Raw genomic sequence first — 23420 nt, 5'->3', positions numbered from 1 at the left:
GAGAATATCGCGAAAGAGGTGCGGCGATGCGCGTAGCGCTGGTCGACGCGGGCGGCGCCAACCTGGGCTCGGTGCGTTACGCCCTGGAAAGGCTCGGCATCGCGCCCGAGATCGTGCGCGACCCGGAAGCCCTTGCGCGAGCCGACCGCATCATCCTGCCTGGCGTCGGCGCGGCGGCGCCCGCGATGGCGGCCTTGCGGGCGCAAGGATTGGATCGAGCCCTGCACGCCGCCACCGCGCCTGTGCTCGGCATCTGTCTGGGCATGCAACTGCTGTACGAAGGTTCCGACGAAAGCGATACCGCTTGCCTCGGTCTTCTTCCCGGGCGCGTGCGCCGCCTACCGGCGACGCCAGGTTTGCGGATCCCGCACATGGGTTGGAATGCCCTGGCCGACGTCGCCGACACGCCGCTGCTGCGCGGCATTGCCAATGGCGACTGCGTCTATTTCGTACATGGGTATGCGGCGCCGGTCGGCGACGACACCGTCGCCAGCGCGCGGCACGGCGATGCTTTCAGCGCCGTCGTGAGCCGGGGCCTGTACTGCGGCGCGCAGTTCCATCCGGAGCGTTCGGCGAACGCGGGCGCGCGATTGCTGGAGAACTTCATCCGATGGGATTCATGAACACCCCGTTTGCGGCCGTTTTCGAGGTGTACCCGGCCATCGACGTGCGCGACGGCCGCGTGGTGCGGCTGGCGCAGGGCGATTACGCGCGCGAAACGCGCTATGGCGACGATCCTTTGGCATTGGCGCAGGCTTACGCCGCCGCGGGCGCGCGCTGGCTGCACCTGGTCGACCTGAATGCGGCGCGCGCCGGCGGCTACACGCTCGCTACGCTGTTGTCGCGCATCAAAGACACTACGGCGCTGTCGGTTCAGACCGGCGGCGGCGTGCGCGGCGAGAGCGATATCGAGCGCCTGCTCGCGAACGGCGCGGACCGGGTCGTGGTCGGTTCGCTGTCGGCGAGCGATCCGAATCGCGTTGCCGCCTGGCTCGGCCGATACGGCAGCGAAAGGCTGACCATCGCCTTGGACGCCCGCTGCGCCGACGACGGACGCTGGTTCCCGGCCACGCACGGCTGGACCCGGCAAGGACGCCGCACGCTCGGCGAACTGGTGCGTTTCTATACGCGTTCGGGCCTGCGCCACCTGTTGTGCACCGACATCGCCCGCGACGGCATGCTGTCGGGACCGAACCTGCAGCTGTATGCGCTGTTGCGGCAGTGGGCGCCGCAGGTCGCGCTGCAGGCGTCCGGCGGCGCATGCGATCTCGCCGATGTCCGCAGCGCGCGCGAAGCGGGTTGCGCCGGCATCGTGCTGGGCAAGGCCTTGCTCGAAGGCCGCATCGGCCTGGCGGAAGCGCTGGCATGCTGAGCCGGCGCATCATCCCGTGCCTGGACGTGCGCGACGGGCGCGTGGTGAAAGGCGTGCGTTTCCGCGACCACGTTGACATGGGCGACATCGTCGCGCTCGCCGCCCGTTATCGGGATGCCGGCGCCGACGAACTGGTGTTCTACGACATCGGCGCGAGTCCGCAGGGGCGCAGCGTCGATGCCGGTTGGGTCGAGCGCGTCGCGCGGGTGCTGGACATTCCGTTCTGCGTGGCCGGCGGCATCGCCGATATCGCTTCGGCCAGGCGCGTACTGCTGGCCGGCGCGGACAAGATCTCGGTCAACACGCCGGCATTGGAACGGCCGGCGCTGATCGCCGAGCTCGCCGACGCCTTCGGCGTGCAATGCGTGGTGGTCGGCATCGACTCGCAGCGCGAAACGGACGGCGAATGGCGCGTGCGCAGCCATACCGGCGACCCCGCGTGCATGCGCGCGCCGGGCCGGCGCACGTTGGATTGGGCGATAGAAGCGCAGCGCCTGGGCGCCGGCGAAATCGTGCTCAACTGCATGTCCAGCGACGGTGTTCGCAACGGCTACGACATCGCGCAACTGAAGGCCTTGCGGGCGGTCTGCGGCGTGCCGCTGGTCGCTTCCGGCGGCGCCGGCGCGCCGGCGCATTTCGCCGAAGCCTTTCGCGAGGCCGACGTGGACGGCGCGCTGGCGGCCAGCGTGTTCCATTCCGGCGACATCGCCATTCCGGCGTTGAAGTCGTTCCTGCGCGGGCAGGGCATCGAGGTGCGCCATGAAGATTGAGGAAATCGAAAAACTGGCCTGGTCGCGCTCGCCCGATGCCCGCGAAGGCGGCTTGTTGCCCGCGATCGTGCAGGATGCAGGCGATCAGCGCGTACTGATGCTCGGTTATATGTCGCGCGAGGCGCTACACGCGACGCTGGAAAGCGGCTGGGTGACGTTCTACAGTCGCAGCAGGGCGCAGTTGTGGACCAAGGGCGAGACTTCGGGCCATCGTCTCGCGTTCGTTTCGGTCGCGGCCGATTGCGACGGCGACACGCTGCTGGTGCAGGCGCGGCCGCTCGGCCCGACTTGCCATCTGGGCCGCGACAGTTGTTTCGCGGATGCGCCCGCCGCGGCTCTCGCGGGGCTCGATGCCGTCATCGCGCAGCGCGAGCGCGATCGGCCTGCGGGCAGCTATACGACGCGCCTGTTCGAACAAGGTGCGTTGCGGGTAGCGCAGAAGGTCGGCGAAGAGGGCGTGGAGACCGCATTGGCCGGCGCAGCGCAGGGCGACGAAAAGCTGCTCGGCGAAGCGGCGGATCTGGTGTACCACTTGCTGGTGCTGCTGCGATTGCGAGGCCTTGGGCTGGCGGAACTGGGCGAAGTGCTTCGTAGCCGTAGCAACTGAGTTAAACGGCGCCCAGCTCTTCGTAGGAGCGGCTTTAGCCGCGAGCTCTTTCCTTCACGATCGCGCGGGCGCGAGTTAGAGCTCGCGGCTAAAGCCGCTCCTACGGAGAGCAGGGAAAGTCCCGCAAACGCGGGAGATCACATCGGCGCCAGCGCCGGATTCGAAGTGCATACCCGGTCGCGGCCTTTGGCCTTGGCCGAATACAGCGCCAGGTCGGCCGCCATCAGCGCCGCGTCGATGCTGCTCGCGACGTCCTTGGTGGGCTGCACGGCATGCACGCCGATGCTCGCCGACATGCGGATCTGATGGCCGCGCACCGCGCACGGCTCCTGTTGCAGTTGCCGGCGCAGCGTTTCGCCGACTGCCGCGGCGGACGCCAGGTCGTGGCCGGGCAGGCCGACGATGAATTCCTCGCCGCCGTAACGCGCCAGCAGCGCCTTGTGCGGCCGAAGTGTGTCGCCGATGACGTGCGCGGCCCAGCGCAGGCAGTCGTCGCCCACGAGATGGCCGTACTGGTCGTTGATGTTCTTGAAATGATCCAGGTCGATCATCAGCAGGGACAGCGACCGGCCGTCTTTGCGGCTGTCCAGCAGCAAGGCCTCGAAGGCCTCGCGGAAATGGGTGCGGTTGTAGAGCCCGGTGAGCCCGTCGCGGCGGCTGGAATCGCGCAAACGGCTATGCGCGTCCTCCAGCTGCGCGAGCGTGCCGCGCAGCTCCTGGGTGCGCTGGGCGACCTTGCGCTCCAGGCGCAGGTTGGCTTCGCCGACGATGCGCTCGTTCTCGCTGCGCAGCGACGAATAGCGGCGGCCGAGCGCGATCGACAGCAGCAGCATTTCCAGGGCCGAGCCTATCTGCACGCCGTATTCGGTGTAGAAGGTCTTCTGCAGGATGCCGAACGCGACCAGCGTGAAACTCGTGGTGCCCAACAGGAACAGCGCCCAGGCCGCGAAGAACAGCCACGCCGAAGCGTAGCCGCGGCGCAGGACGACGATGGTCACGATCGCGATCCAGGCCACCCCGAACAGGACCGCCTTGGTGGCGATCTGGATCGAGATCCGGTAAGGCAACTCCAGCGCCGCGGCCGCAAGCAGGGCGAAGAACGCGATCAGCGCCAGCGTGCCGTTGTTGCCCAGGCGCCATCGCTGCGGCAGCTCGAGGAAGGTGCGTGCGAACTGCAGCATGCCGATCAGCGCCAGGCAGATCGACAGCGGCACCGACTTGTCGGCCAGCCACGGCGAGTTGGGCCATAGGTATTCGAAGCCCAGTCCGTTCAGCGTGAACAGCACCATGCCGAAAGCGGTGATATGGAACAGGTACCAGAAATAGCTCGGGTCGCGCAGCGTCAGCCACAGCACCAGGTTGTAGAAAAACAACGCGGTGAGGATGCCGTAGTAGATGCCGATGGCCAGCTGCGCATCGCGCGAGAGGTCGATGAAGGCGGTGGGCGTATACAGGTCCAGCGGCACCTGCATCGAACTCTGGCTCTGCACGCGCACCAGCAGGTCCACGCGTTCGTCGGCCGGCAGGTCCAGCCAGAAATTGGGGTGCCGGTAGCCGATGCCGCGCGATTCGAAAGGCAGGGCGTCGCCGCCGGCCTGATGGGCGATGCGGCCGTCCGGATAGCGCACGTAGACGTCGATGTAATCGCTCAACGCGTAGCGCTGCACCAGCAGCCAGCGCGGCTCGCGCGCGTTGCGGTTGACGAGGGAAACATGGAACCAGTAGGCGCCGTCCCGGAAGCCGAATTCGTGCCGGCCGTCCGGCAGCGGCGCGAATTCGCCCGCAGCGAGCCTGCGGAAGGCGCTGGCGGTGTCGTCGCTGGCGTTGGTGTCGTGGCGGTATTGCGTGTATTCCGCCAACGATGTCTGGGAAACGCCATCGACCAGTTCGAGCGCCGGTTGGGCTTGCGCCCAGGACCCGTGGCACAGCAGGAAAAGCAGCGCCATCAGCCGGGCCGGCGACCGGCTCCATCTGAAACCCATACCACCCCCTCGCATCCGAATCCTTGGCCAGCCTGCCCATGTCCTCCGCACGCTGCTGTTATCCCTAAGCAACGGCAGCCGCGGGATCGATCCGGCCACGCAAGCGGCTGCAACGGCATAATTTCCCCACCGACTTCCACCGGAACCGCGATGAAAGCGCCGATATTCTGCACTGTGCTGCTGCTTGCCGTCTCCTTGCCGGCTGCGGCGGAAACGCCTTCCTGCGGTGCCGGCGCCGTATTCGAAGACGCCAACGGCAACGGTCGCCGGGAACCGGACGAGGCGGGGTTGGGCGGCATCCAGGTATCGGACGGTGTCGACATCGTTGAAACCGATTCCAGCGGCCGTTACAACGGGCTCGACGGCGGCGGCTCCCGTACCGTGTTTGTCATAAAACCGGCAGGTTTCGTCGCGGCCGTGCGCGCCGATGGATTACCGGACGTTTGGCGCAATCCGCCGTCCGGCGCCGGTTCGCAGCTGAAATACGGCGGCATCCGGCCCGTGCCGGGACTCTGCCGCGACTTCGCGTTGCGGCGCGAAGCGAAGCGCCGCCCCGGCTTGGACGCGTTGTTGTTCGGCGACCCGCAGCCCAAGTCGGCCGCCGATGTGGATTACTACCGCCGCGACATCGTCGCGCCGATCGCCGGCCGGCGCAGCGCGCAGTTGGGCCTGTCGCTGGGCGATATCGTCGACGACGATCTTTCGCTGTATCCGGCGATGAATCGCGTCACCGCGACGCTGCGGATCCCGTGGCTGCACGTGCCGGGCAACCACGACCTGGATTTGGATGCCGCCAGCGACGAAGACTCGCTGCTCACCTTCCGCAACAGCTTCGGCCCGGACACCTTCGCCTGGGAGGAGCCCGAGGCGATCTTCGTGGGCCTGGACGATGTCGTCTACCAGCCGGACCGGAAGCCGGCCTACATCGGCGGCCTGCGCGAGGGACAGTTCGCTTTCCTCGAATCGTATTTGCGCACGGTGGCCAAGGACCGATTGCTCGTGATCGCCGCGCATATCCCGTTTTTCGACGCCGGCAAGCCGGGCAAACCGTCGTTCCGCGTTGCCGATCGCGAGCGCCTGTTCGCGCTTCTGAAGGATTTTCCGCACGTGCTGCTGTTGACCGCGCACAGCCATACGCAGCGGCATGTCTTCCACGATGCGGCCGACGGCTGGCGCGGCGCCGCCCCCTTGCACGAATACAACGTCGGCGCCGCCTGCGGCGCGTTCTGGAGCGGCGCCAAGGACACGGCCGGCATCCCGGATGCGACCATGGCCGACGGCACGCCGAACGGCTATGCGACGCTGCGAGTGGAAAATGCGGGCCGTTACTCCTTGGTCTGGCATCCGGCGCGCGATCCGGACGATGCCGGCATCGGCCTGCATGCGCCCAAAGCCTTGCGCCGCGGCGCGTGGCCGGCCTGGGGCGTCTACGCCAACGTCTACATGGGGCGCGACGACAGCCGCGTGCAGTACCGCATCGACGGAGGCGAATGGAAAGCGATGGACAAGGTCGAAAAACCCGATCCGCGCCTGCTGGCCGAAAATGCGAAAGACGACGCAGCCGAACGTCTGCGCGGTTACGACCGTTCGCCGGAAGCCGAGCCGTCGCCGCACCTGTGGCGCGGGGCGTTGCCGACCGATCTGGCGGCGGGCACGCACGAAATAGAAGTGCGCGCGCCGGATGCGTGGCGCGGCGAGTTGCGGGCGCGCACGCGCTACCGTCTGCAGGAAGCATCGCCATGACGGGCGTGAGCACGTCTCCCTCTGCGCGGTCCATCGAGCAGCCGATCAAGATTTTCAAGAACGCGGCCGCTTGGGAGAAGTGGTTGTTGGCGCATGCCGGCAGTCCCGGGGTTTGGTTGAAGATCGCCAAGAAAGGCGTCGGCGTCGCTTCGGTGACGATCGAAGAGGCGATCGATGTGGCGTTGTGCCACGGCTGGATCGACGGGCTCAGGCGCGGATGCGACGAACGGCATTTCCTGCAGCGTTTCACGCCGCGCCGCAAACAAAGCCTGTGGTCCAAGATCAATGTCGCCAAGGCCGAAAAATTGATCGCCGCCGGGCGCATGGGCGCAGGCGGGCAGCGCGAGATCGATGCGGCGAAGGCGGACGGACGTTGGGCGGTCGCCTACGACTCGGCGCGCAGCATGCCGGTGCCGGACGAGCTCGCAGCCGCGCTGGCCAAGAACAAGAAGGCCAAGGCTTTCTTCGACCAAATCGACAGGACCAATCGCTACGCGTTCTGCTGGCGCGTGCAGACCGCGAAGAAACCGGAAACGCGCGCGGCGCGGGTCGAAAAGTTCGTGGCGATGCTGGCCAAGGGCGAAAAAATCCACGGATAAGCGTCGCTGCGCTTTTCGTAGGAGCGGCTTCAGCCGCGAGCTCTTGATCTTCGTTGCCAAAAAGCTCGCGGCTGAAGCCGCTCCTACGAAAAGCAGAATGCTTCGCTCTACAAAGTGGGGGCTTTACGTTTGCGGTTGACCGCGGGGTAGGGATAAGGCACGGGTTTTCCCGGCGCCAGATCCGATTCCCAGGCCTGCAGGCGCTTGCCGATGCGCTCGCCGACGTCGACCTGCGGCAGCGACGGCTCGAAATCCTCACGGCGCTCGCGTTGCGCGATCGATTTGCTGGCGATGTCGTACGCGGCGACGAAGCTGGTGGTGCGGTTGAGGCCGTCGATCAGCCAGGCGCGCCCGAAATAAGTGGCCTCCGATTCGCTGCCGCAACCGAACGAAGCGCGGTCGGCGCGCGCGGCGGTCAGCAGCAGCGTGTCGGGGCTGCGCAAGGCGGGCACGAATCCGCCCGAGTAGCAGGCGGAAATCACCACGACGCGGTTACGGATGCCGGCGTCGTCGAGCGCCTGGCGCAGGTCTTCGGGCGTCAGCCAGTCTTCCAGCACGGGCTGCAACTGCAGGGCCAGTTCGTGGTCTTCGGTGCCGTGCATGGTCAGGTAGAGCAGCAACAGGTCCTGCTCGCGATCCATGAGCTTGCCGATCCGCGCCAGCGCGTCGTAAAGATTGTCGTAGGTGGCCAAGGCCGCAGGCGACTTGCCCAGGCTGTCGGGATGGTTGATCAGCGTGAGCACATGGCCCCGCGCGCCGAAACGCCGCTCGAACAGCGATCTCAAGTAGACCACCTCGTTGCGGAAAACGTTCTCTTCGCCGTCGCCGGCGAAGCCGACGACGTAGAGATCAGGCTTGCCGGCGCGTTGCGGCGCCAGCGCGGCGAAGTCGCGGTCGAGCAGCGCCCGGTCGCGCTCGGCGAGCGTCTGCCCGGGTTCGACGGCGTCGACAGGCTTGGGCTGGTCGGCGGCCAGGGCGGTCGACAGCAGCAACAGGCCTATGAGCGCTGCGAAGCGCATGGCGTACCGGCGCGCCCGCCTTCTCACGCCGGATCCGGGCGGACGCCCGAGAAGTCCTCGGCGCGCGGATGGCCGTGGGCAGCCTCGCCGGTGCGCGGTTGCGGATAATCTTCGCGACGGTCGATCAGCACCGTGCGCAGGCCCGCTTCGCGTGCGGCATCCAGTTCTTCCACCACGTCGGACAGGAAAACGATCTCGCCGGGCGCGCGGTCCAGGCGCTGGGCGATGTTGCGGTAGCTGGCGGCATCGCGCTTGTGCCCGACTTCGGTGTCGAAGAAGGCCGAGAACAACGGCAGGAAGTCGCCGGCGTCGGTATGGCCGAACAGCAGCTTTTGCGCCGCCACGGAACCGGACGAATACACCGCCAGCGCATGCCCGTCGCCATGCCAACGCTTGAGCATGCGCGCCGCGTCCGGATACACCGGTGCGACGAAATCGGCGCTGAGGTAGCCGTCCTGCCAGATCATGCCCTGCAGGGCCTTCAGCGCGGTGTGCTTGCGGTCCTGGTCGATCCAGCCCTGTAGCGTTTCGACGATGACTTCGTCGGTGCAGATGCCGCCGTTTTCGATGGCCACGGCGTCGAGCCAACGACGCACGTCGGGATCGTCGTGATGATCGCGGACGAAGTCCGGCAGCGCGTCGCGGGCATACGGAAACAGCACGTCCTTGACGAAGGAGATGCTGCTGGTGGTGCCTTCGATGTCGGTGAGGATCAGGGGCTTGGTCATTTTCGCTCGTCATCCCAGCGCAAGCTGGGACCCATTTTGATTTTTATCGTGGAACGGCAAAGTCACTGGATTACCCGCTTCGCTCGCCCTCCGGGCCATCTGCTGACGCAGATGTTCGCTACGGCCTTCGGCCTTCGCAGTCTCGCCTTCGCGGGAATGACGGCTTAAAGCTAACGCCTATCGGGCTCCACCCTTTTCGTAACGCGGAAATTTCTGAGCGATATCGGTGCCGGTGAAATGGCCCACCCATCCGTCCGGCTCGGTGAAGAAGCGGATCGCGACGAAGCTCGGTTCCGGCCCCATGTCGAACCAGTGCGTGGTGCCGTCCGGCACGGCGATCAGGTCGTCCTTGACGCATTCGATCTCGTACACCTTGCCGCCCACGTGCAACGTGAACAGGCCGGAGCCGGCGACGAAGAAGCGCACTTCGTCTTCCTTGTGGAAGTGTTCGTCGAGGAATTTCTTGCGCATCTCGGCACGGTTGGGGTTGTCCGGCGCGATGCTGACCACGTCGACCGTCTTGAAGCCGTGCTGCTTCACCAGCCGGTCGATGTCGGTCTTGTATGCGGCCATCACTTCTTCGGGCGTGGCGCCGGGCTGGATCGGCTGCGCGGCCTGCCAACGCTCGAAGGTCACGCCGATCTTCTGCAGCTCGCGCGCGATGTCGCCGCCATCGCTGCTGCTGAACTGCGGGGTGTCGGGGGCGTCGTCGGCGAAAATGCGGAGTCGGCTCATGGCGGTGTGGGGTATGAGTGCGGGTTATCAAGATTAACAGGATGGGCATGTAGGTCGGGGCATGCCCCCGACGGCTCTTCTCCCACGAGCGGCGTCTCTCGCAATCGAGCGGCGTCGGGGCGTAGCCCCGACCTACTCAGTGTCTGGGGGCGAGTTTGCGCAATTCCAGCTCGCAGCCCAGCAGGAATTCGAAGGCTTCCAAGTGGCGGCGGGCCTCGGCCATGTCGCCGCCCCAGGCGTAGAGGCCGTGGCCGTCGATCAGATAGCCCCACATGCACTGCTTGTCGAGCAGGGCATCGACCTGGGCGGCGAGGGTCGGCATGTCCTGGGTGTTGGGGAACACCGGCACGTCGATGGCCACTTCATGCGTGGTGTTGCCGGCGAACGCCTTCAGCAGCTCGTAGCCTTCCAGGTGCACGTGGCCCGCGCCCGCGTACAGGCGCGAGGCGATGGTCTGGGTGGGCGAATGCGTATGCAGTACGCAGCCGATTTCCGGGAAGCGGCGATAGAGCTGGGTATGCAGCAGGGTTTCGGCGGACGGGCGGTGGTCGCTGCCGGCGGCCTGGCCGTCCCAGTCCACGACCATGATGTCGGCCTCGGTCAGCCGGCCCTTGTCGCGTCCGGATACGGTGATCGCGGCATGGCGCTCGTCCAGCCGGCGCGAGAAATTGCTGCTGGTCGCCGGCGTCCAGCCCAGCGCGGACAGTTCGCGCACGTTGACGATGATCTCGCCGGCCAGCTCGCGCAGGCGGTGAGTGTCGTAGGGCAGGGCGTCGCTCATGGCGGGCAGTTTACCGCGGCTTTCTTCCTCTTTGAAAAAGGCAGTTGGGGGATTTGCTTTCCCCCCTTTGAAAAAGGGGATACAGGGGGAAATTTGCTTTTGATCTTGCCTTCCGCAGCGCGCGGTGAACAGCGAAGAGCAAATCCCCCCAACCCCCGCCCTTTTTCAAAGGGGAGTTTTCAGGGTGGGGAAGCACCGAGCTGTTCGGCGATGCTTCGCGTCATCTCGGTGACCACATCGCCGGTATGCAGCGTGGTCTTGCGCTCGATCAGCAACAAGCGGCATTCCTCATCCGCTACCGGGTTATGGCGCACCCCCTTGGGCACGACATACATTTCGCCCGGGCCGAGCTCCACCGACTCGTCGCCTTCCAACTCGATCTTCAACCGCCCGGAGAGCACGTAGAACAATTCGTCCTCGTCGGCATGCGCATGCCAGGCCAGCGTGCCCTTGACCTTGGCGACCTTGATATAGGCGTCGTCGACTTCGGCCAGCACGCGTGGGGACCAGTATTCGTCCAGGCGTTCGGCCTCGGCGGCGGGGGAAATGGGTTGCGGCATGGCGTTGTCCGAGGCGTGGGCTGCGAAGAGTGTGCCGCAAAAGAAAACGGCGCGGTTGCCCGCGCCGTTTCGGTATCGCTTGAGACGCTTACGGGCCCGGATCCGGACCTTCGTGGAAGGTCGGGTGCGGCTCGAGCACGGGCTTGTCGGCCGGCGGCGAACGGCCCGGGGCCAGATCGCTCTTGCGGTAGCCGTACAAGGCGTAAACGATCATGCCGATCACCGCCCAGCCGAAGAACAGGCTCAGCGTGTACATCGACAGGTTGAGGAACAGCAGCAGGCAGCCGGCGATCGCCAGCGGGCAGACCAGCCATACCATCGGCGTGCGGAACGGACGCGGGCGGTCGGGCTGCTGCTTGCGCAGGACCATCACCGCGAACGCCACCATCACGAACGCGAACAGCGTGCCCGAGTTGGAGATGTCGGCGAGCACGCCGACCGGGAACCAGGCGGCGAAGCCGGCGACGAACAGGCCGGTGATAATGGTCACCACGTACGGCGTGTGGAAGCGCGGATGCACCTTCGACAGCACGGCCGGCAGCAGGCCGTCGCGCGACATGGTGAAGAAGATGCGGGTCTGGCCGTAGATCATCATCAGGATGACCGAAGGCAGTGCCAGCGCGGCAGCCAGGCCGATCATGTTGCCCCAGCTGGCGAAACCGAGCATGCGCAGCACGTGCGCCAGCGGCTCCTTGCTGCAGACCAGCGCTTCGCTGCCTTTGCAGGCCGCAGCCAGTTCCGGACTGCCGGGATGGAAGGCCATGCCGTTGGCATCGAGCATCGGCTGCGAACCGATCGAGCCGACGGCGCCATAGCCCACCAGCAGGTAGAAAATGGTGCAGACGCCGAGCGAGGCGATCAGGCCGATCGGGATGTTGCGGTTCGGGTTCTTGGTTTCTTCCGCGGCGGTCGAGACCGCGTCGAAGCCGACGTAGGCGAAGAAGATCGACGCCGCCGCACCGAGCACGCCGATGCCGCCGAGCGGGCTGCCCCAGCCGGTCGGGAAGAAGGGCTCGAAGTTCGGATCCTGCGCGGCGGGGACGGCGATGATGATGAATGCGGTGAGCGCCGCGACCTTGATCAGCACCAGCACGGCATTGACCTTGGCCGACTTGGAGGTGCCGAGCACCAGCAATATCGTCACCAGCAATGCGATGCAGAACGCGAGCAGGTTGAAGGTGCCGCCGTCTCTGGGGCCGGTGCGGAGGAATTCAGGCAAGGGATAACCGATGCTGATCAGCAGCCCGTTCATGTAGCCGGACCAGCCGACCGAGACAGCGCAGGCTGCGACCGCATATTCGAGCACCAGCGCCCAACCGACGGCCCAAGCCAGGCCTTCGCCGAGCACGCCGTAGGTGTAGGTGTAGGCGGAGCCGGACACCGGCACCATCGAGGCCAGTTCGGCATAAGCCAGCGCGGCGAGTCCGCAGACCACCGCTGCGATCACGAAGGCCAACATCATCGCGGGGCCGGCTTTCTGGCCCGCTTCGGCGGTCAAGACGAAGATACCGGTGCCGATGATCGCGCCGATGCCCAGCATGGTCAGTTGGAAGGCGCCCAGCTGGCGTTTGAGCGATTTCTTTTCGGCTGTAGCGAGGATCTGATCGAGCGGCTTGACGCGCCAAAAAAGCATTGCGTTCTCCCCAAAAAATTTCGAAGACGGCGGGTAAGTGAGCCCGGCGGCAGGCCGCCCGGAACTGCGGGACATTAACCGGCGCGCCGCCCGCGGCACAAGCGCCATGAGTGGGGCCGGGGCTGGATAATGGCCGCTTGGACGGGACAATCCGGATATGCGGCAGTGCAGCATGAGTAATGACGGGACGACTGAACAGGGACTTTTACATGCGGCGCTGGCCGAGTACCGACAGCGTGCGCCGGACGAGGCGGACAGCGTCGACGACTTCCTGCAGCTGCTCGGCGATGCCGAAAACCCGTTCGTGCGCGAGCGCCTCGCCGGCCATTTCACCGGCGCGGCCTGGCTGGTCAGCGCCGACGGCGAACGGATCCTGCTGACCCATCACCGAAAGCTGGACCGCTGGTTGCAACTCGGCGGCCATGCCGACGGAGACGCCGACCTGAGGCAGGTGGCTTTGAAGGAAGCCGAGGAGGAGTCCGGACTGACCGGCTTGTCGGTCGAGCCGGACATCTTCGATCTTGACCGGCATTGGATTCCCGAGCGCAAGGACGTGCCCGGGCATTGGCATTACGACGTTCGCTACGTGGTGCGCGCCGGCGCGGACGAAGCGTTCACGGTCAGCGACGAGTCGCACGCGTTGGCTTGGCGCGAGATCGCCTCGCTGCTGCAGGACGCGTCGCTGGACGCATCGCTGCACCGCATGGCGCGCAAGTGGCTGGCGCGATAACCCATGCGCTTGTAGAGCGGGGCTTGCCTGGCTGCTTTCCGCTCTCTGTAGGAGCGGCTTCAGCCGCGAGCTTTTCCAGCGTTGGAAATACGAGATCAAGAGCTCGCGGCTGAAGCCGCTCCTACAAGAAAGGCAGCGGAGCAAGCTCGGCTCTACAAGGTTTAGGCGAAGAGCAGTGGGGCAAGTCCCGCTCTACATAAGCAAGAGTGGCGACTTAGTCCGCACGGCCGGCGAATTCGCCGGTCGTGGTGTTCACCAGCACGCGCTCGCCGACCTTGACGTACTCCGGCACCTGGATCTCGATGCCGGTCGACAGCGTGGCCGGTTTCGGCCGCTTGGTGGCGGTGCCGCCCTTGAGCTCGGGCGGCGTGTCGGTCACTTCCAGCGTCACGCTGGTCGGCAGCTGCAGCGCTACCGGCTGGTCGTCGATGATCTGCACGTAGCAGCCGGACAGGCCCTCGCTGATATAACCGGCGCCGTCGCCGACCACGTCGGCGTCGAGCGTGTAGGGCGTGTAGTCCTCGTCGTCCAGGAACACGAACGCACCGCCGTCCTTGTACGAGAACGTCGCCTGGCGGCGCGACAGTTCGACTTCCTTCAACTCGTCCTCGGCGCCGAGGCTGAGATCGTATTTGCTGCCGCCGGGCACGCTGTACATCGTGAAGCGGAACTTGACGTTGCCGCCGCGGCCCTGCGGCGAGCTGCGTTCGATGTCGCGCACCTGGTACACGGTGCCGTTGTGTTCGACTACGTTTCCTTTCTTGACGTCGTAGGCTTTCATGTTCTTTATTTCACGAGAAGTGGGAAGTCGTTTTTTACTCGTCATCCCGGCGAAAGCCGGGATCCAGTGCTCTTGGTTCGAGCTGGAACGGCATCGACGGCAAAGGCGCTGGATCCCGGCTTTCGCCGGGATGACGGACGAAGGAGTTTGTTATTTCGGCGCCAAACGGACCGCGCCATCCAAACGAATCGTTTCGCCGTTCAAATAACGATTCTGCAGGATGTACGCGACCAGGTCGGCGAACTCTTCCGGCTTGCCCAAGCGCGACGGGAACGGAATCGAAGCGCCCAGCGACTGCTGCACTTCCGGCGGCATGCCGTCGACCATCGGCGTCCAGAAGATGCCCGGCGCCACGGTCATCACGCGGATGCCGAAGCGCGACAGTTCGCGCGCCATCGGCAAGGTCATGCCGACCACGCCGCCCTTGGAGGCGGAGTACGCGGCCTGGCCGATCTGGCCTTCGTAGGCGGCCACCGAGGCGGTGTTGACGATCACGCCGCGCTCGCCGTCGTCGCCGGCGGCGTTGTGCTGCATCAGCGCGGCGGCGGCTTTGGCGACGTTGAAGCTGCCGACCAGGTTGACCATCACGGTGCCGGCGAAATTCTTCAGCGGCATCGCGCCTTCCTTGCCCAGCACACGACCGGCGCCGAGGATGCCCGCGCAGTTGATCACCGCGTTCAGACCGCCGAGGAATTCGTTCGCAGCCGCGACGTTCGCGACCACGCCGGCCTCGTCGGTGACGTCGGTGCGGAAGTAGCGCGCCTTGGCTTGGCCCAGCTCGGCGACCGCAGCGGCGCCCTTATCGTCGTTGACGTCGAACAGCGCGACCTTGCCGCCGTGGGCGACCAGATGGCGGGCCACGGCCAGGCCCAGGCCGGAGACGCCGCCGGTGATGAGGGCGCGGGTGGTGTCGAGTTGCATGGGGGTTCCTGGCGGGCGGAAACCGCCATTTTACCCGTTAGCTTCTGTCCGGAAGAAGCGGATTCAGAGCCTGCTTTTTGTGGGAGCGACTTTAGCCGCGAGCTTTTGCGGGCAGACCATCGCCCTCGATAAAAGCTCGCGGCTGAAGCCGCTCCCACAAGGGCGAGCCTACAAATCGAGGAGGTAGAAGGTGTTGCAGCCGCCGTGGCCGGTGGCGCCGCGAGGGCCGTCGATGCGGCGAAACCCGGTGCGCTCGTAGAGCTTCATGGCCGAATCCATGCCGGTCAGCGTTTCCAGGTAGCAATGCTTGAAACCGATCCGGCGGGCCACGTCCAGACAGCGCGACATCAGTTCTGCGCCGGCGCCTAGGCCGCGAAGCGTGGGCAGGAAATACATCTTGCGCAGTTCGCAGGTGTCGGCATCGCCGCCTTCCAGCGGCGCGACCCCTCCGCCGCCTTCGACATTGCCGTCGCGTTCGACGACGAAATACGCGCAGCGCGGGCCGTCGTAGGCGCGGCTCATCCAATCCACTTCCGGGTCGTTGATGGCGAAGCCGGTGCCGCAAGCGCCGAATTCGGGCATCACGGCGCGGATTATGCGGGCGACGGCGGCGTCGTCGCGCGGTTCGATGGCACGGATGGAAAATGCGGCGATCGTTTCAGGCATGGGCAAGGTTGCGGTCGAGGCGATGCACGAATTCGTCGGGCGCCAGGCCCGGCGCGAACAGGAAGCCCTGTCCGACCGGCACGCCGAGCTGCATCAGGAACTGGCGCTGCGCTTCGGATTCTACGCCCTCGGCCACCAATCCCAAGCCCAGGCTGCGCGCGATCGCCGCCACCGCGCGGCACACGGCGACGTCGGATTGGTTCTCCGGCACGCCCTGCACGAACAGCTGGCTCAGCTTGAGGCCGTGGATCGGCAACCGGCGCACGTAGTTGAGCGCGCTGTAGCCTTCGCCGAAGTCGTCGATGGTCAGCATCACGCCTAGCTCGCGCAGTTCCATGAAGGTCTTGACCGTATCCGGAGCGTCCTCGATCAGCACGCGCTCGGTGAATTCCAGTTCGAGCGCGGCGCCGGGCAGGTCGAATTCCGACAGCGCGTCGCGCACGCTCGCGGCGAGGTCCTCGGCCAGGAACTGGCGATAGGACACGTTGATCGCCACGCGAACGATGCCGTAGCCCTGCTTGCGCCACTGGTCGATCTGCCGGCAAGCCTCGCGCAGCACCCAGCCGCCGATGCGGACGATGTCGCCGGTGGTTTCGGCATGGCCGATGAACAGGTCCGGCCGCATCTCGCCGAGCTGGTGGTTTTCCCAGCGGATCAGCGCCTCGGCGGCGATCACCCGGCCGTGGCGCAAGTCGACCTGCGGCTGGTAGACCAGATGGAACTCGTCGTTGTCGGCGGCGCGGCGCAGGTGCGTCTCGATCTGCAGGCGGTCCTGCTGGCGCTGCGCCAATTCCGGCGTGAACGCCTGCCAGCCGTTGCGCACGCGGCGCTTGCTGTCGTACATCGCCACGTCGGCGTTCTGGATCAGCTGCTGCGGACGGTTGCCGTCCTCGGGCGCATAGGCGATGCCGATGCTGGCGGTGATGGTGAATTCGTCGTCGCCGAAGCGGAATACGTCGCCGAATGCGGCCAGCAACGAATTGGCGAGGCGTTCCGGGCGCAAGGGGTCGTCGCCGGTGGTGCAGACGATCAGGAATTCGTCGCCGCCGAAGCGCGCGATCAGGCCTTCATGCCCGGCCGCCCCGACGATCCGCTGCGCGGCCGTGACCAGCAACTCGTCGCCGGCGGCGTGGCCCAGCACGTCGTTGACCGTCTTGAAGCGGTCCAGATCGACGTACAGCACCGCGATGCTGTCCTGGCCGGGCGTGGCGAGCATGGCGGAGAGTTCGCCCAGGATCGCGTCGCGGTTCATCAGCCCGGTCAGCGGGTCCGTGCGCGCTTGCACGCGCAGCACGTCTTCGGCCTGCTTGCGCTGGGTGATGTCCTGGATGGTGCCGCTGAGGCGGGTGGCGCTGGGGTTGCCGGCCTCGGCCTCGCCGATCATGCGGATCCAGAATGCATGCCCATTTTCGCGCAGGCCTTGAAGTTCCAGGTCGAAGCCGGCGTTTACATCGACCAAACGGTTGAGTGCCGCCTGCAGTGCCGGCCGGTGGTGCGGGCGCAGGCAGTCGAGCAGTTCCATCATCGTCTCGGGCGCATGCGCATGGCCGAGGATGCGGCGCACTTCGCCGGTGAGGTAGAGCTGCTGGTTGACGCGGTCCCATTCCCAGCCGCCGACGTGCGCCAGCGCCTGGGTGCGGTCGAACAGCGCGTTGTCGCGCTTGAGTGCGGTGACGTCGCTGAACAGCGCGAAGACCTGGTCGGGCGCAGAGCCGCCCGCGGAGAACACGGGAACGTGGGTGACCGAAATCCAGGTCATCTGCCGCGTCGGAATGTGGAACATGCCCAGCACCGTGCTCTCGATGATCTGTCCGGTGCGGATGGCGCGCATCGTGGGCTGCTGTTCCAGGGTCAGTTCCCTGCCGTTCTCGTCCACCACCTTCCAGTCGGCGGGCTTGAAGCTGCGCTGCAGGTTTTCGCCGGGCGCGACGCCGAAGATGCGGTGCGCGGCCGGGTTGGCCGAGACCACATGCGCGCCGGTCTCGTCGGCGCGGAACAGGATCACGCCCTTGTCGATCGATTCAAGAAGGAGGCGGTACTTGGATTCGGTTTCCCAGCGCTTGCTCAGGTCGCGCGCGACCGCAACCAGCGCGCGAGCGCCGTCGTACTCGATGTTGGCCGAATGCACTTCCACCGGGAAGCGGGTGCCGTCGGCGCGCATGTTGGTGACTTCGATGACGTAGCTTTCGCCCTGGTCCAGCGCTTCCAGCACAGGATCCATGTGGTCGCGCGGCAAATCCGGATTGAGCACGTGGATCGGCCGGCCGACGATGTCTTCGCGCGGCCGGCGGTAGGCGGCCATGCCAGCGGCGTTCAAGTCCAGCACGGTGCCGTCGAGCGCGATGATGCTGGTGGGGTCGGGCACCGCGTCGAACAGCGTGCGGTAGCGCTTGCGCGCCGCTTCGGCTTCGGCCATCGCCGCATGCAGGGCGCCGTGCGCTTGCGCGAGCAGCGCGCGCGTGGCTTCAGGCAGGTGCTTGTCGTTGCCGGCCTTTTCGAGCGCCTGCAGTGTGGCTTGCGTCGCCGCGAGGGTATCGGTCTCCGGCGGCGAGTGGGCGTTCACGCGGCCGCCAGCGCCTTGCCGACCTTGCTGCCGGTCTCGCGGCCGAGCAGGGCAGAGAGCCACCGCCCGGTGTCGGCGAGCTTGTCGAGATCGACGCCGGTTTCGATGCCCAATCCGTGCAGCATGTAGACCACATCTTCGCTGGAGACGTTGCCGCTGGCGCCTTTCGCATACGGGCAGCCGCCGGTGCCGCCGACGGCGGCGTCGACCACGGCCACGCCTTCTTCCAGGCAGGCGAGGATATTCGCCAGCGCCTGGCCGTAAGTGTCGTGGAAGTGGACGGCGAGCGCGGCCATCGGCACTTCCGCGGCGACGGCCTTCAGCATGGCGCGGGCTTTCTGCGGCGTGCCCACGCCGATAGTGTCGCCCAGCGATATTTCGTAGCAGCCCAGCGCGTGCAGCTTCGCCGCCACGCGCACCACGTCGGGCACCGGCACTTCGCCCTGGTAAGGGCAGCCGAGCACAGTCGATACGTAGCCGCGCACGCGCACGCCGTCGTCCGTGGCGCGTTCGAGCACCGGGCGGAAGCGTTCGATGGATTCGTCGATGCCGGCGTTGATGTTCTTGCGGTTGAAGGCTTCCGATGCCGCGGTGAACACCGCGATTTCCTCTGCGCCGACCGCGCGTGCGCGTTCATAGCCACGTTCGTTGGGCACCAACACCGGATAAGCGATACCGGGCTTGCGATGGATGCCGGCGAAGACTTCGGCGGCGTCGGCCAATTGCGGGATCCATTTCGGGCTGACGAAGCTGGTCGCCTCGATGGTGCGCAGGCCGGTGCCGGACAGGCGATCGATGAGCTCGATCTTGTCGGCGGTGGCGATCATCGCCTTCTCGTTCTGCAGCCCGTCGCGCGGGCCGACTTCGACGATACGCACGGACCGGCTCACGGCGCGAGCCCCGCGCCCAGGCGGCGGAATTCCGCCCAGCCGCGCCCCTCGGAAACGAACAGTTCGGGATGCGAAGCGAGCAGGCCAGGCATGCCGTCGGCATCGGTTTCGACCAGCGACACGGTCTCCGCCAATGCCTTGCCGGACAGCATGCCTTCGTCGATGGCGTCGCTGGCGTAGGCCTGGTCGGCCATCGCCGCTTGCAGCGTTTCGCCGTCGATGCGGTAACGCATCAGAAAGCGCTGCTTGTCGAGAGCCTGCAGATCGCTGTCGGCCAGGGCGCCCTCGGCCAGGCCGGTCAAGCGTGCGATATCGCCTTTCTCGAAGACCAGATAACCCTGGCCGTCGAGCTGGAAACTGCGCAGCTTGAAACGCAGCGGCTCGGCCGCGCCCCTGGCCTGCGAACCGCCGGGGATCGTAGCCTGGCACTGGCGGTCGATCACGACGGCATCCTTGGCGGCCATGCCGTCCGGGGCCCAGCGGCCTTCGAGCCTGGGATCGCAGGCCAGCGCGACTTCGGGCAGGTGCTCGAACGCCACGCAGGCGCCCAGCGCAAGCGGAAGCGATGCGGCCGCCAGGATGCGTGCGTTCATGTCGATAGCGTCGCCAGCACCGCATCGGCCTCGACGAAATCGCCGGCGTTGGCGCGCAGTTCGGCGATCACGCCGTCACGCGGCGACTTCAACGCCAACTCCATCTTCATCGCTTCCATCACCAAGAGCTCCTGGCCTTCGATCACGCTATCGCCGGCACCGACCTTGACCAGCACCACCCGCCCCGGCATGGGCGCCACGATGCGGTCGTCGCCCCGGCCCGCGCCGGCCGGCTCGTATCGATATAGGGCTACGGGCTCCAGACGCAAGCGGCGCGCACCGTCGTGCACGTCGAGCGACCCCGGTCCCGCCGTCACTTGGAAACGCCACCCCTGTTCATCAAAACGCGCACTGAGGCTGCTTTCGGTCAGGCCCTCATCGGTCAGGCGCGCGCCGGAGACCGACACGGTGCGGCCGTCGTGTTCGATGCGGTACTCGCCGGCGCTGCCGTGACCGACCACCTGCAGGCGTCGGCCGCGGTGGATGAAGGCCAAGGTGCGGCCGCCGGCGTGGCCCAGGCGCCAACCGTCGGCGATGGCCCAAGGCGAATCGGGCTCGGACGAGGCGCGCGCTTGTTCGCGCTGCGCCGCTTCCTGCAGCAGCAGCGTTGCGACCGCCGCGGCCAGCAGCAGGTGCGGCTCGGCGTCCTGCGCCGGCATGAATTCGTCCAGGTGACGGTCGAGATAGCCGGTGTCGATATGGCCGCCGACGATCGCCGGATGCCGCACCAGTTGTTCCAGGAATTCGATATTGGATTTCGGGCCGGCGATGCGGCATTGCGCCAGGGCTTCGCGCAACCGCGCCAGCGCGCGCGGGCGGTCTTGGTCCCAAACGATCAGTTTTGCGATCATCGGATCGTAGAAGATGGTCACCGTGTCGCCTTCGATCACGCCAGAATCGATGCGCACATGCTCCGACGGCGGCGGCAGACGCAACTGCTGCAGCTTGCCCGAGCCGGGCAGGAAGCCCGCTTCCGGATCCTCGGCGTACAGGCGGACTTCGATCGCATGGCCCTGTTGGGCGATTGCGTCCTGCGCCAGCGGCAATGCATCGCCGGCAGCCACGCGCAATTGCCATTCGACCAGGTCCAGGCCGGTGACGAGCTCGGTCACCGGATGTTCGACCTGCAGGCGGGTATTGATTTCCATGAAATAGAAACCGCCGTCCGGCGCGACGATGAATTCGACCGTGCCGGCGTTGACGTAATCGATCGCGCGCGCAGCCAGCACCGCCGCTGCGCCCATCGCCGCGCGCATCTGCGGGGTGAGGAAGGGCGAGGGCGATTCCTCCAGCACTTTCTGGTAACGACGCTGCGCCGAGCATTCGCGTTCGTTGAGGTGGACGACATTGCCGTGGCTGTCGCCGAACACCTGGATTTCGATGTGGCGCGGCTGTTCGACGTAGCGTTCCAGCAGCACCCGGTCGCGGCCGAACGCGCCCTTGGCTTCGCGCTGGCAGCTTTCCAGATTGGGCAGGAACTCCTCGGCGCTGCGCACGATGCGCATGCCCTTGCCGCCGCCGCCGTGGGCGGCCTTGATCATCAGCGGAAAACCGATCCGTTCCGCTTCGCGCGTGAGCAGCTGTGGCGATTGGTCTTCGCCGGTGTAGCCGGGCACCACCGGCACCCCGGCCGCCTGCATCAGTTCCTTGGCGCCGGCCTTGCTGCCCATCTTGCGCATCGATGCCGCTTTCGGGCCGATGAAGGCGATGCCGGCCGCTTCCACCGCATCGGCGAAGTCGGCGTTTTCGCTGAGGAAGCCGTAACCTGGGTGGATCGCCTGCGCGCCGGAGCGTTTTGCCGCATCGATGATGGCTTCCCCGCGCAGGTAGCTGTCCTGCGGCCGCGGTCCGCCGATCGGATAGGCCTCGTCCGCCAGGCGCACGTGCTGCGCATCGGCATCGGCGTCCGAGAACACCGCCACGGTGCGGATGCCGAGCTTGCGCGCGGTGCGGATCACGCGGCAGGCGATTTCGCCGCGGTTGGCGATCAGGATCTTGTCGAACATGCTTTTAGCCCTCCCCTTCAAGGGGAGGGTTGGGTGGGGATGGTTTTGCTCTCGCGCGCAATGTCGTCCAAATCACTTCAAGCACTCCATCCATATTTTCGAATACTTCATTGTTCCAGAACCTGAGTACGACAAAGCCTGCTTTTTCTAGCGTGGCAGTGCGTTTGGCATCGTAGTCGGCAGCGTCAGCGTGCTGGCCTCCGTCAAGTTCGATAACGATCGTCCGTTCGAGGCAAGCGAAGTCGAGTATGTAGTCATCAAAGGGGTGTTGGCGTCTGAATTTCGCGTTGTCGAGCTGTCTGGCGCGTAGTCGTTGCCATAAGGCGTTCCGCATCCGTCGGCATGTTGCGTAGTTGCCGCTGCAATTTGGCGCCGAGGATTTTTCTGTTTGTCTGACCATCCATGCGGGCTCCATGCGGCTTTCCGGCGTTTAAAACCATCCCCACCCAACCCTCCCCTTGAAGGGGAGGGCTTCAAGCCTTATTCCGGTGCGTGACAGACCGCTTCGATGTTGTGGCCATCCGGATCAAGGACGAACGCGCCGTAGTAGTTCTCGTGATAATGCGGCCGCAGCCCGGGCGGTCCGTTGTCTTTGGCGCCGGCGGCGATCGCGGCTTCGTAGAAGGCGCGCACGGCGGCGCGGTCCGCGGCGGCGACGGCGACGTGGGTGCGCGCCTGCTTGTCGTGCGTGCCGATCCAAAAATCCGGTTTGCCTTTGCCGAAGCCTGCCGCGCTGGAACCGTCGCCGGTCATCTCCGGGGTCACTTCCATCACTAAGCTATAGCCGAGCGGCGCGAACACGGCGGCATAGAACGCTTTCGAGCGTTCGAAATCGGAAACCGGAAGGCCGACATGATCGAGCATGGTCTACTCCTTGGATGCCCAAGCGGGAGAACGTTTTTCCAGGAATGCGCCGATGCCTTCCTGACCTTCCGGCGAGATGCGCAGGCGCGCGATCAGATCGGCGTTGGCGGCATCCGATGCGTCGCGGTCGTTGCTGTGGGCGACGTCGCGCACCAGGGTCTTGGCGCTTGCCGCCGCGATCGGGCCGGCTTTCAGCAACAACTCCGCCTGCCGTTGCACGGCCGCGTCGAGCTGGTCGGCGGAAACCACCAAGTGCAGCAGGCCCATCTGCAGCGCCACGTCCGCGCCGAAGGTTTCGGCGCTGGCGAACCAGCGCCGTGCTTGGCGCGGACTGATCGCGGCGATCACGTAGGGCGAGATCACCGCCGGCAGCAGGCCAAGCTTGCTTTCGGTCAGCCCGAACCTGGCCTCGGGCACGCCGATCGCGATATCGCAACAGGCGACGAGGCCCACGCCGCCGCCGAAGGCCGCGCCGTGCACGCGGGCGATGGTCGGCTTGGGAAGTTCGTCCAGGGTTCGCATCAGGCGGGCGAGGGCGAGAGCGTCTTCGCGGTTCTCGGCCTGGCTGGCCTGGGCCATGCCGCGCATCCAATGCAGATCGGCGCCGGCGGAGAACGAAGCGCCGGCGGCTTCCAGCACCACCACGCGCACGGCGGAGTCGGCGGCCACGGTTTCCAGCGCCCGGGTCAGTTCGCCGATCAGGCCGGCATCGAAGGCGTTGTGCAGCTCCGGCCGGTTCAGGCGCAGATGGGCGATCGGGCCAGCGCGTTCGGTCAGCAGCGGCGGGGTCGTCATCCGTGGGGCTCGCGGGGCGGGCCTGCATGATAGCCGGAGGCAGCGTTGCGCCCCGGCAGCCGCCGGCGTCGCCGGCAGATGC

General features: G+C 66.3%; 24 protein-coding genes. 7 read left to right on the top strand and 17 right to left on the bottom strand.

The window, feature by feature from the left end; genetic code table 11:
- Positions 1-26: 26 nt before the first annotated feature.
- The 4 genes from hisH to hisIE are packed head-to-tail and all read left to right on the top strand — an operon-like array spanning position 27 to position 2749.
- Positions 27-623: an imidazole glycerol phosphate synthase subunit HisH gene (gene hisH / locus M2650_RS04445; protein WP_249471724.1), complete on the top strand. Its 597-nt coding sequence runs from the start codon at positions 27-29 to the stop codon at positions 621-623.
- Positions 620-1372: a 1-(5-phosphoribosyl)-5-[(5-phosphoribosylamino)methylideneamino]imidazole-4-carboxamide isomerase gene (locus M2650_RS04440; RefSeq protein WP_249471721.1), complete on the top strand. Its 753-nt coding sequence runs from the start codon at positions 620-622 to the stop codon at positions 1370-1372. The genes hisH and M2650_RS04440 overlap by 4 nt, the downstream gene beginning before the upstream one ends.
- Complete coding sequence (gene hisF / locus M2650_RS04435) at positions 1366-2142, top strand: imidazole glycerol phosphate synthase subunit HisF (protein ID WP_249471718.1); 777 nt, start codon at positions 1366-1368, stop codon at positions 2140-2142. The genes M2650_RS04440 and hisF overlap by 7 nt, the downstream gene beginning before the upstream one ends.
- Positions 2132-2749, top strand: coding sequence for a bifunctional phosphoribosyl-AMP cyclohydrolase/phosphoribosyl-ATP diphosphatase HisIE (gene hisIE, locus M2650_RS04430; RefSeq protein ID WP_283254618.1), 618 nt, complete (start codon positions 2132-2134; stop codon positions 2747-2749). The genes hisF and hisIE overlap by 11 nt, the downstream gene beginning before the upstream one ends.
- Positions 2750-2886: 137 nt before the next feature.
- On the opposite strand, the gene M2650_RS04425 is transcribed toward hisIE, so the two are convergent.
- Entirely contained in the window at positions 2887-4695 is a 1809-nt protein-coding gene (locus M2650_RS04425; RefSeq protein WP_249471716.1) for a sensor domain-containing diguanylate cyclase, read from the bottom strand.
- Between the two features lie 186 nt (positions 4696-4881).
- On the opposite strand from M2650_RS04425, the gene M2650_RS04420 reads away from it, so the two are divergent.
- On the top strand, positions 4882-6474 hold the full coding sequence (locus M2650_RS04420; protein WP_249471713.1) for a calcineurin-like phosphoesterase C-terminal domain-containing protein: 1593 nt from the start codon (positions 4882-4884) through the stop codon (positions 6472-6474).
- Positions 6471-7073, top strand: a complete 603-nt coding sequence (locus M2650_RS04415; protein WP_249471710.1) for a YdeI/OmpD-associated family protein — start codon at positions 6471-6473, stop codon at positions 7071-7073. The genes M2650_RS04420 and M2650_RS04415 overlap by 4 nt, the downstream gene beginning before the upstream one ends.
- Positions 7074-7180: 107 nt before the next feature.
- Here M2650_RS04415 and M2650_RS04410 read toward each other — a convergent pair whose 3' ends face one another.
- The 6 genes from M2650_RS04410 to M2650_RS04385 form a co-directional block, all read right to left on the bottom strand.
- Entirely contained in the window at positions 7181-8092 is a 912-nt protein-coding gene (locus M2650_RS04410) for a C13 family peptidase (RefSeq protein WP_249471708.1), read from the bottom strand.
- A gap of 23 nt (positions 8093-8115) precedes the next feature.
- Complete coding sequence (gene mtnC / locus M2650_RS04405) at positions 8116-8820, bottom strand: acireductone synthase (protein WP_249471705.1); 705 nt, start codon at positions 8818-8820, stop codon at positions 8116-8118.
- A gap of 177 nt (positions 8821-8997) precedes the next feature.
- Entirely contained in the window at positions 8998-9555 is a 558-nt protein-coding gene (locus M2650_RS04400) for a 1,2-dihydroxy-3-keto-5-methylthiopentene dioxygenase (protein WP_249471702.1), read from the bottom strand.
- A gap of 136 nt (positions 9556-9691) precedes the next feature.
- The gene (locus M2650_RS04395; RefSeq protein WP_249471700.1) at positions 9692-10336 is read right to left on the bottom strand and encodes a methylthioribulose 1-phosphate dehydratase; all 645 of its coding nucleotides are present in this window, start codon (positions 10334-10336) and stop codon (positions 9692-9694) included.
- 179 nt (positions 10337-10515) lie between these two features.
- Entirely contained in the window at positions 10516-10896 is a 381-nt protein-coding gene (locus M2650_RS04390) for a cupin domain-containing protein (protein WP_249471698.1), read from the bottom strand.
- Positions 10897-10984: 88 nt separating this feature from the next.
- The gene (locus M2650_RS04385; protein WP_249471695.1) at positions 10985-12529 is read right to left on the bottom strand and encodes an amino acid permease; all 1545 of its coding nucleotides are present in this window, start codon (positions 12527-12529) and stop codon (positions 10985-10987) included.
- A gap of 172 nt (positions 12530-12701) precedes the next feature.
- On the opposite strand from M2650_RS04385, the gene M2650_RS04380 reads away from it, so the two are divergent.
- The gene (locus M2650_RS04380; RefSeq protein ID WP_249471692.1) at positions 12702-13259 is read left to right on the top strand and encodes an NUDIX hydrolase; all 558 of its coding nucleotides are present in this window, start codon (positions 12702-12704) and stop codon (positions 13257-13259) included.
- 214 nt (positions 13260-13473) lie between these two features.
- Here the strand turns inward: M2650_RS04380 and yeiP are convergent, their stop codons facing one another.
- The 10 genes from yeiP to M2650_RS04330 form a co-directional block, all read right to left on the bottom strand.
- Positions 13474-14040 (bottom strand): elongation factor P-like protein YeiP, encoded by a 567-nt coding sequence (gene yeiP, locus M2650_RS04375; protein ID WP_249471689.1) that lies wholly within the window; start codon positions 14038-14040, stop codon positions 13474-13476.
- Between the two features lie 150 nt (positions 14041-14190).
- Positions 14191-14961 carry an SDR family NAD(P)-dependent oxidoreductase gene (locus tag M2650_RS04370; protein ID WP_249471686.1) on the bottom strand — a complete coding sequence of 257 codons (771 nt, stop codon included), beginning with the start codon at positions 14959-14961 and terminating at the stop codon, positions 14191-14193.
- 168 nt (positions 14962-15129) lie between these two features.
- Positions 15130-15627 (bottom strand): GNAT family N-acetyltransferase, encoded by a 498-nt coding sequence (locus M2650_RS04365; RefSeq protein WP_249471684.1) that lies wholly within the window; start codon positions 15625-15627, stop codon positions 15130-15132.
- Positions 15620-18190: a sensor domain-containing protein gene (locus tag M2650_RS04360; protein WP_249471681.1), complete on the bottom strand. Its 2571-nt coding sequence runs from the start codon at positions 18188-18190 to the stop codon at positions 15620-15622. The genes M2650_RS04365 and M2650_RS04360 overlap by 8 nt, the downstream gene beginning before the upstream one ends.
- Positions 18187-19080, bottom strand: coding sequence for a hydroxymethylglutaryl-CoA lyase (locus M2650_RS04355; protein WP_249471679.1), 894 nt, complete (start codon positions 19078-19080; stop codon positions 18187-18189). The genes M2650_RS04360 and M2650_RS04355 overlap by 4 nt, the downstream gene beginning before the upstream one ends.
- Entirely contained in the window at positions 19077-19673 is a 597-nt protein-coding gene (locus M2650_RS04350) for a hypothetical protein (RefSeq protein WP_249471676.1), read from the bottom strand. Before M2650_RS04350 ends, M2650_RS04355 begins: the two co-directional genes overlap by 4 nt.
- Positions 19670-21679 carry an acetyl/propionyl/methylcrotonyl-CoA carboxylase subunit alpha gene (locus tag M2650_RS04345; protein WP_249471673.1) on the bottom strand — a complete coding sequence of 670 codons (2010 nt, stop codon included), beginning with the start codon at positions 21677-21679 and terminating at the stop codon, positions 19670-19672. The genes M2650_RS04350 and M2650_RS04345 overlap by 4 nt, the downstream gene beginning before the upstream one ends.
- Positions 21680-21683: 4 nt before the next feature.
- Positions 21684-22094 (bottom strand): endonuclease domain-containing protein, encoded by a 411-nt coding sequence (locus tag M2650_RS04340; protein WP_249471671.1) that lies wholly within the window; start codon positions 22092-22094, stop codon positions 21684-21686.
- Positions 22095-22159: 65 nt separating this feature from the next.
- The gene (locus M2650_RS04335; RefSeq protein ID WP_249471669.1) at positions 22160-22543 is read right to left on the bottom strand and encodes a VOC family protein; all 384 of its coding nucleotides are present in this window, start codon (positions 22541-22543) and stop codon (positions 22160-22162) included.
- A 3-nt stretch (positions 22544-22546) separates the two neighbouring features.
- Positions 22547-23338, bottom strand: coding sequence for an enoyl-CoA hydratase-related protein (locus M2650_RS04330; protein ID WP_249471668.1), 792 nt, complete (start codon positions 23336-23338; stop codon positions 22547-22549).
- Positions 23339-23420 lie beyond the last annotated feature (82 nt).

The sequence above is a fragment of the Luteimonas galliterrae genome (assembly GCF_023374055.1).
In the GTDB taxonomy this organism is placed as follows: Bacteria; Pseudomonadota; Gammaproteobacteria; order Xanthomonadales; family Xanthomonadaceae; genus Luteimonas_C; species Luteimonas_C galliterrae.
Note: the sequence above shows the minus strand (reverse complement) of the source record. Positions and strands in the feature narration are given on the sequence as shown.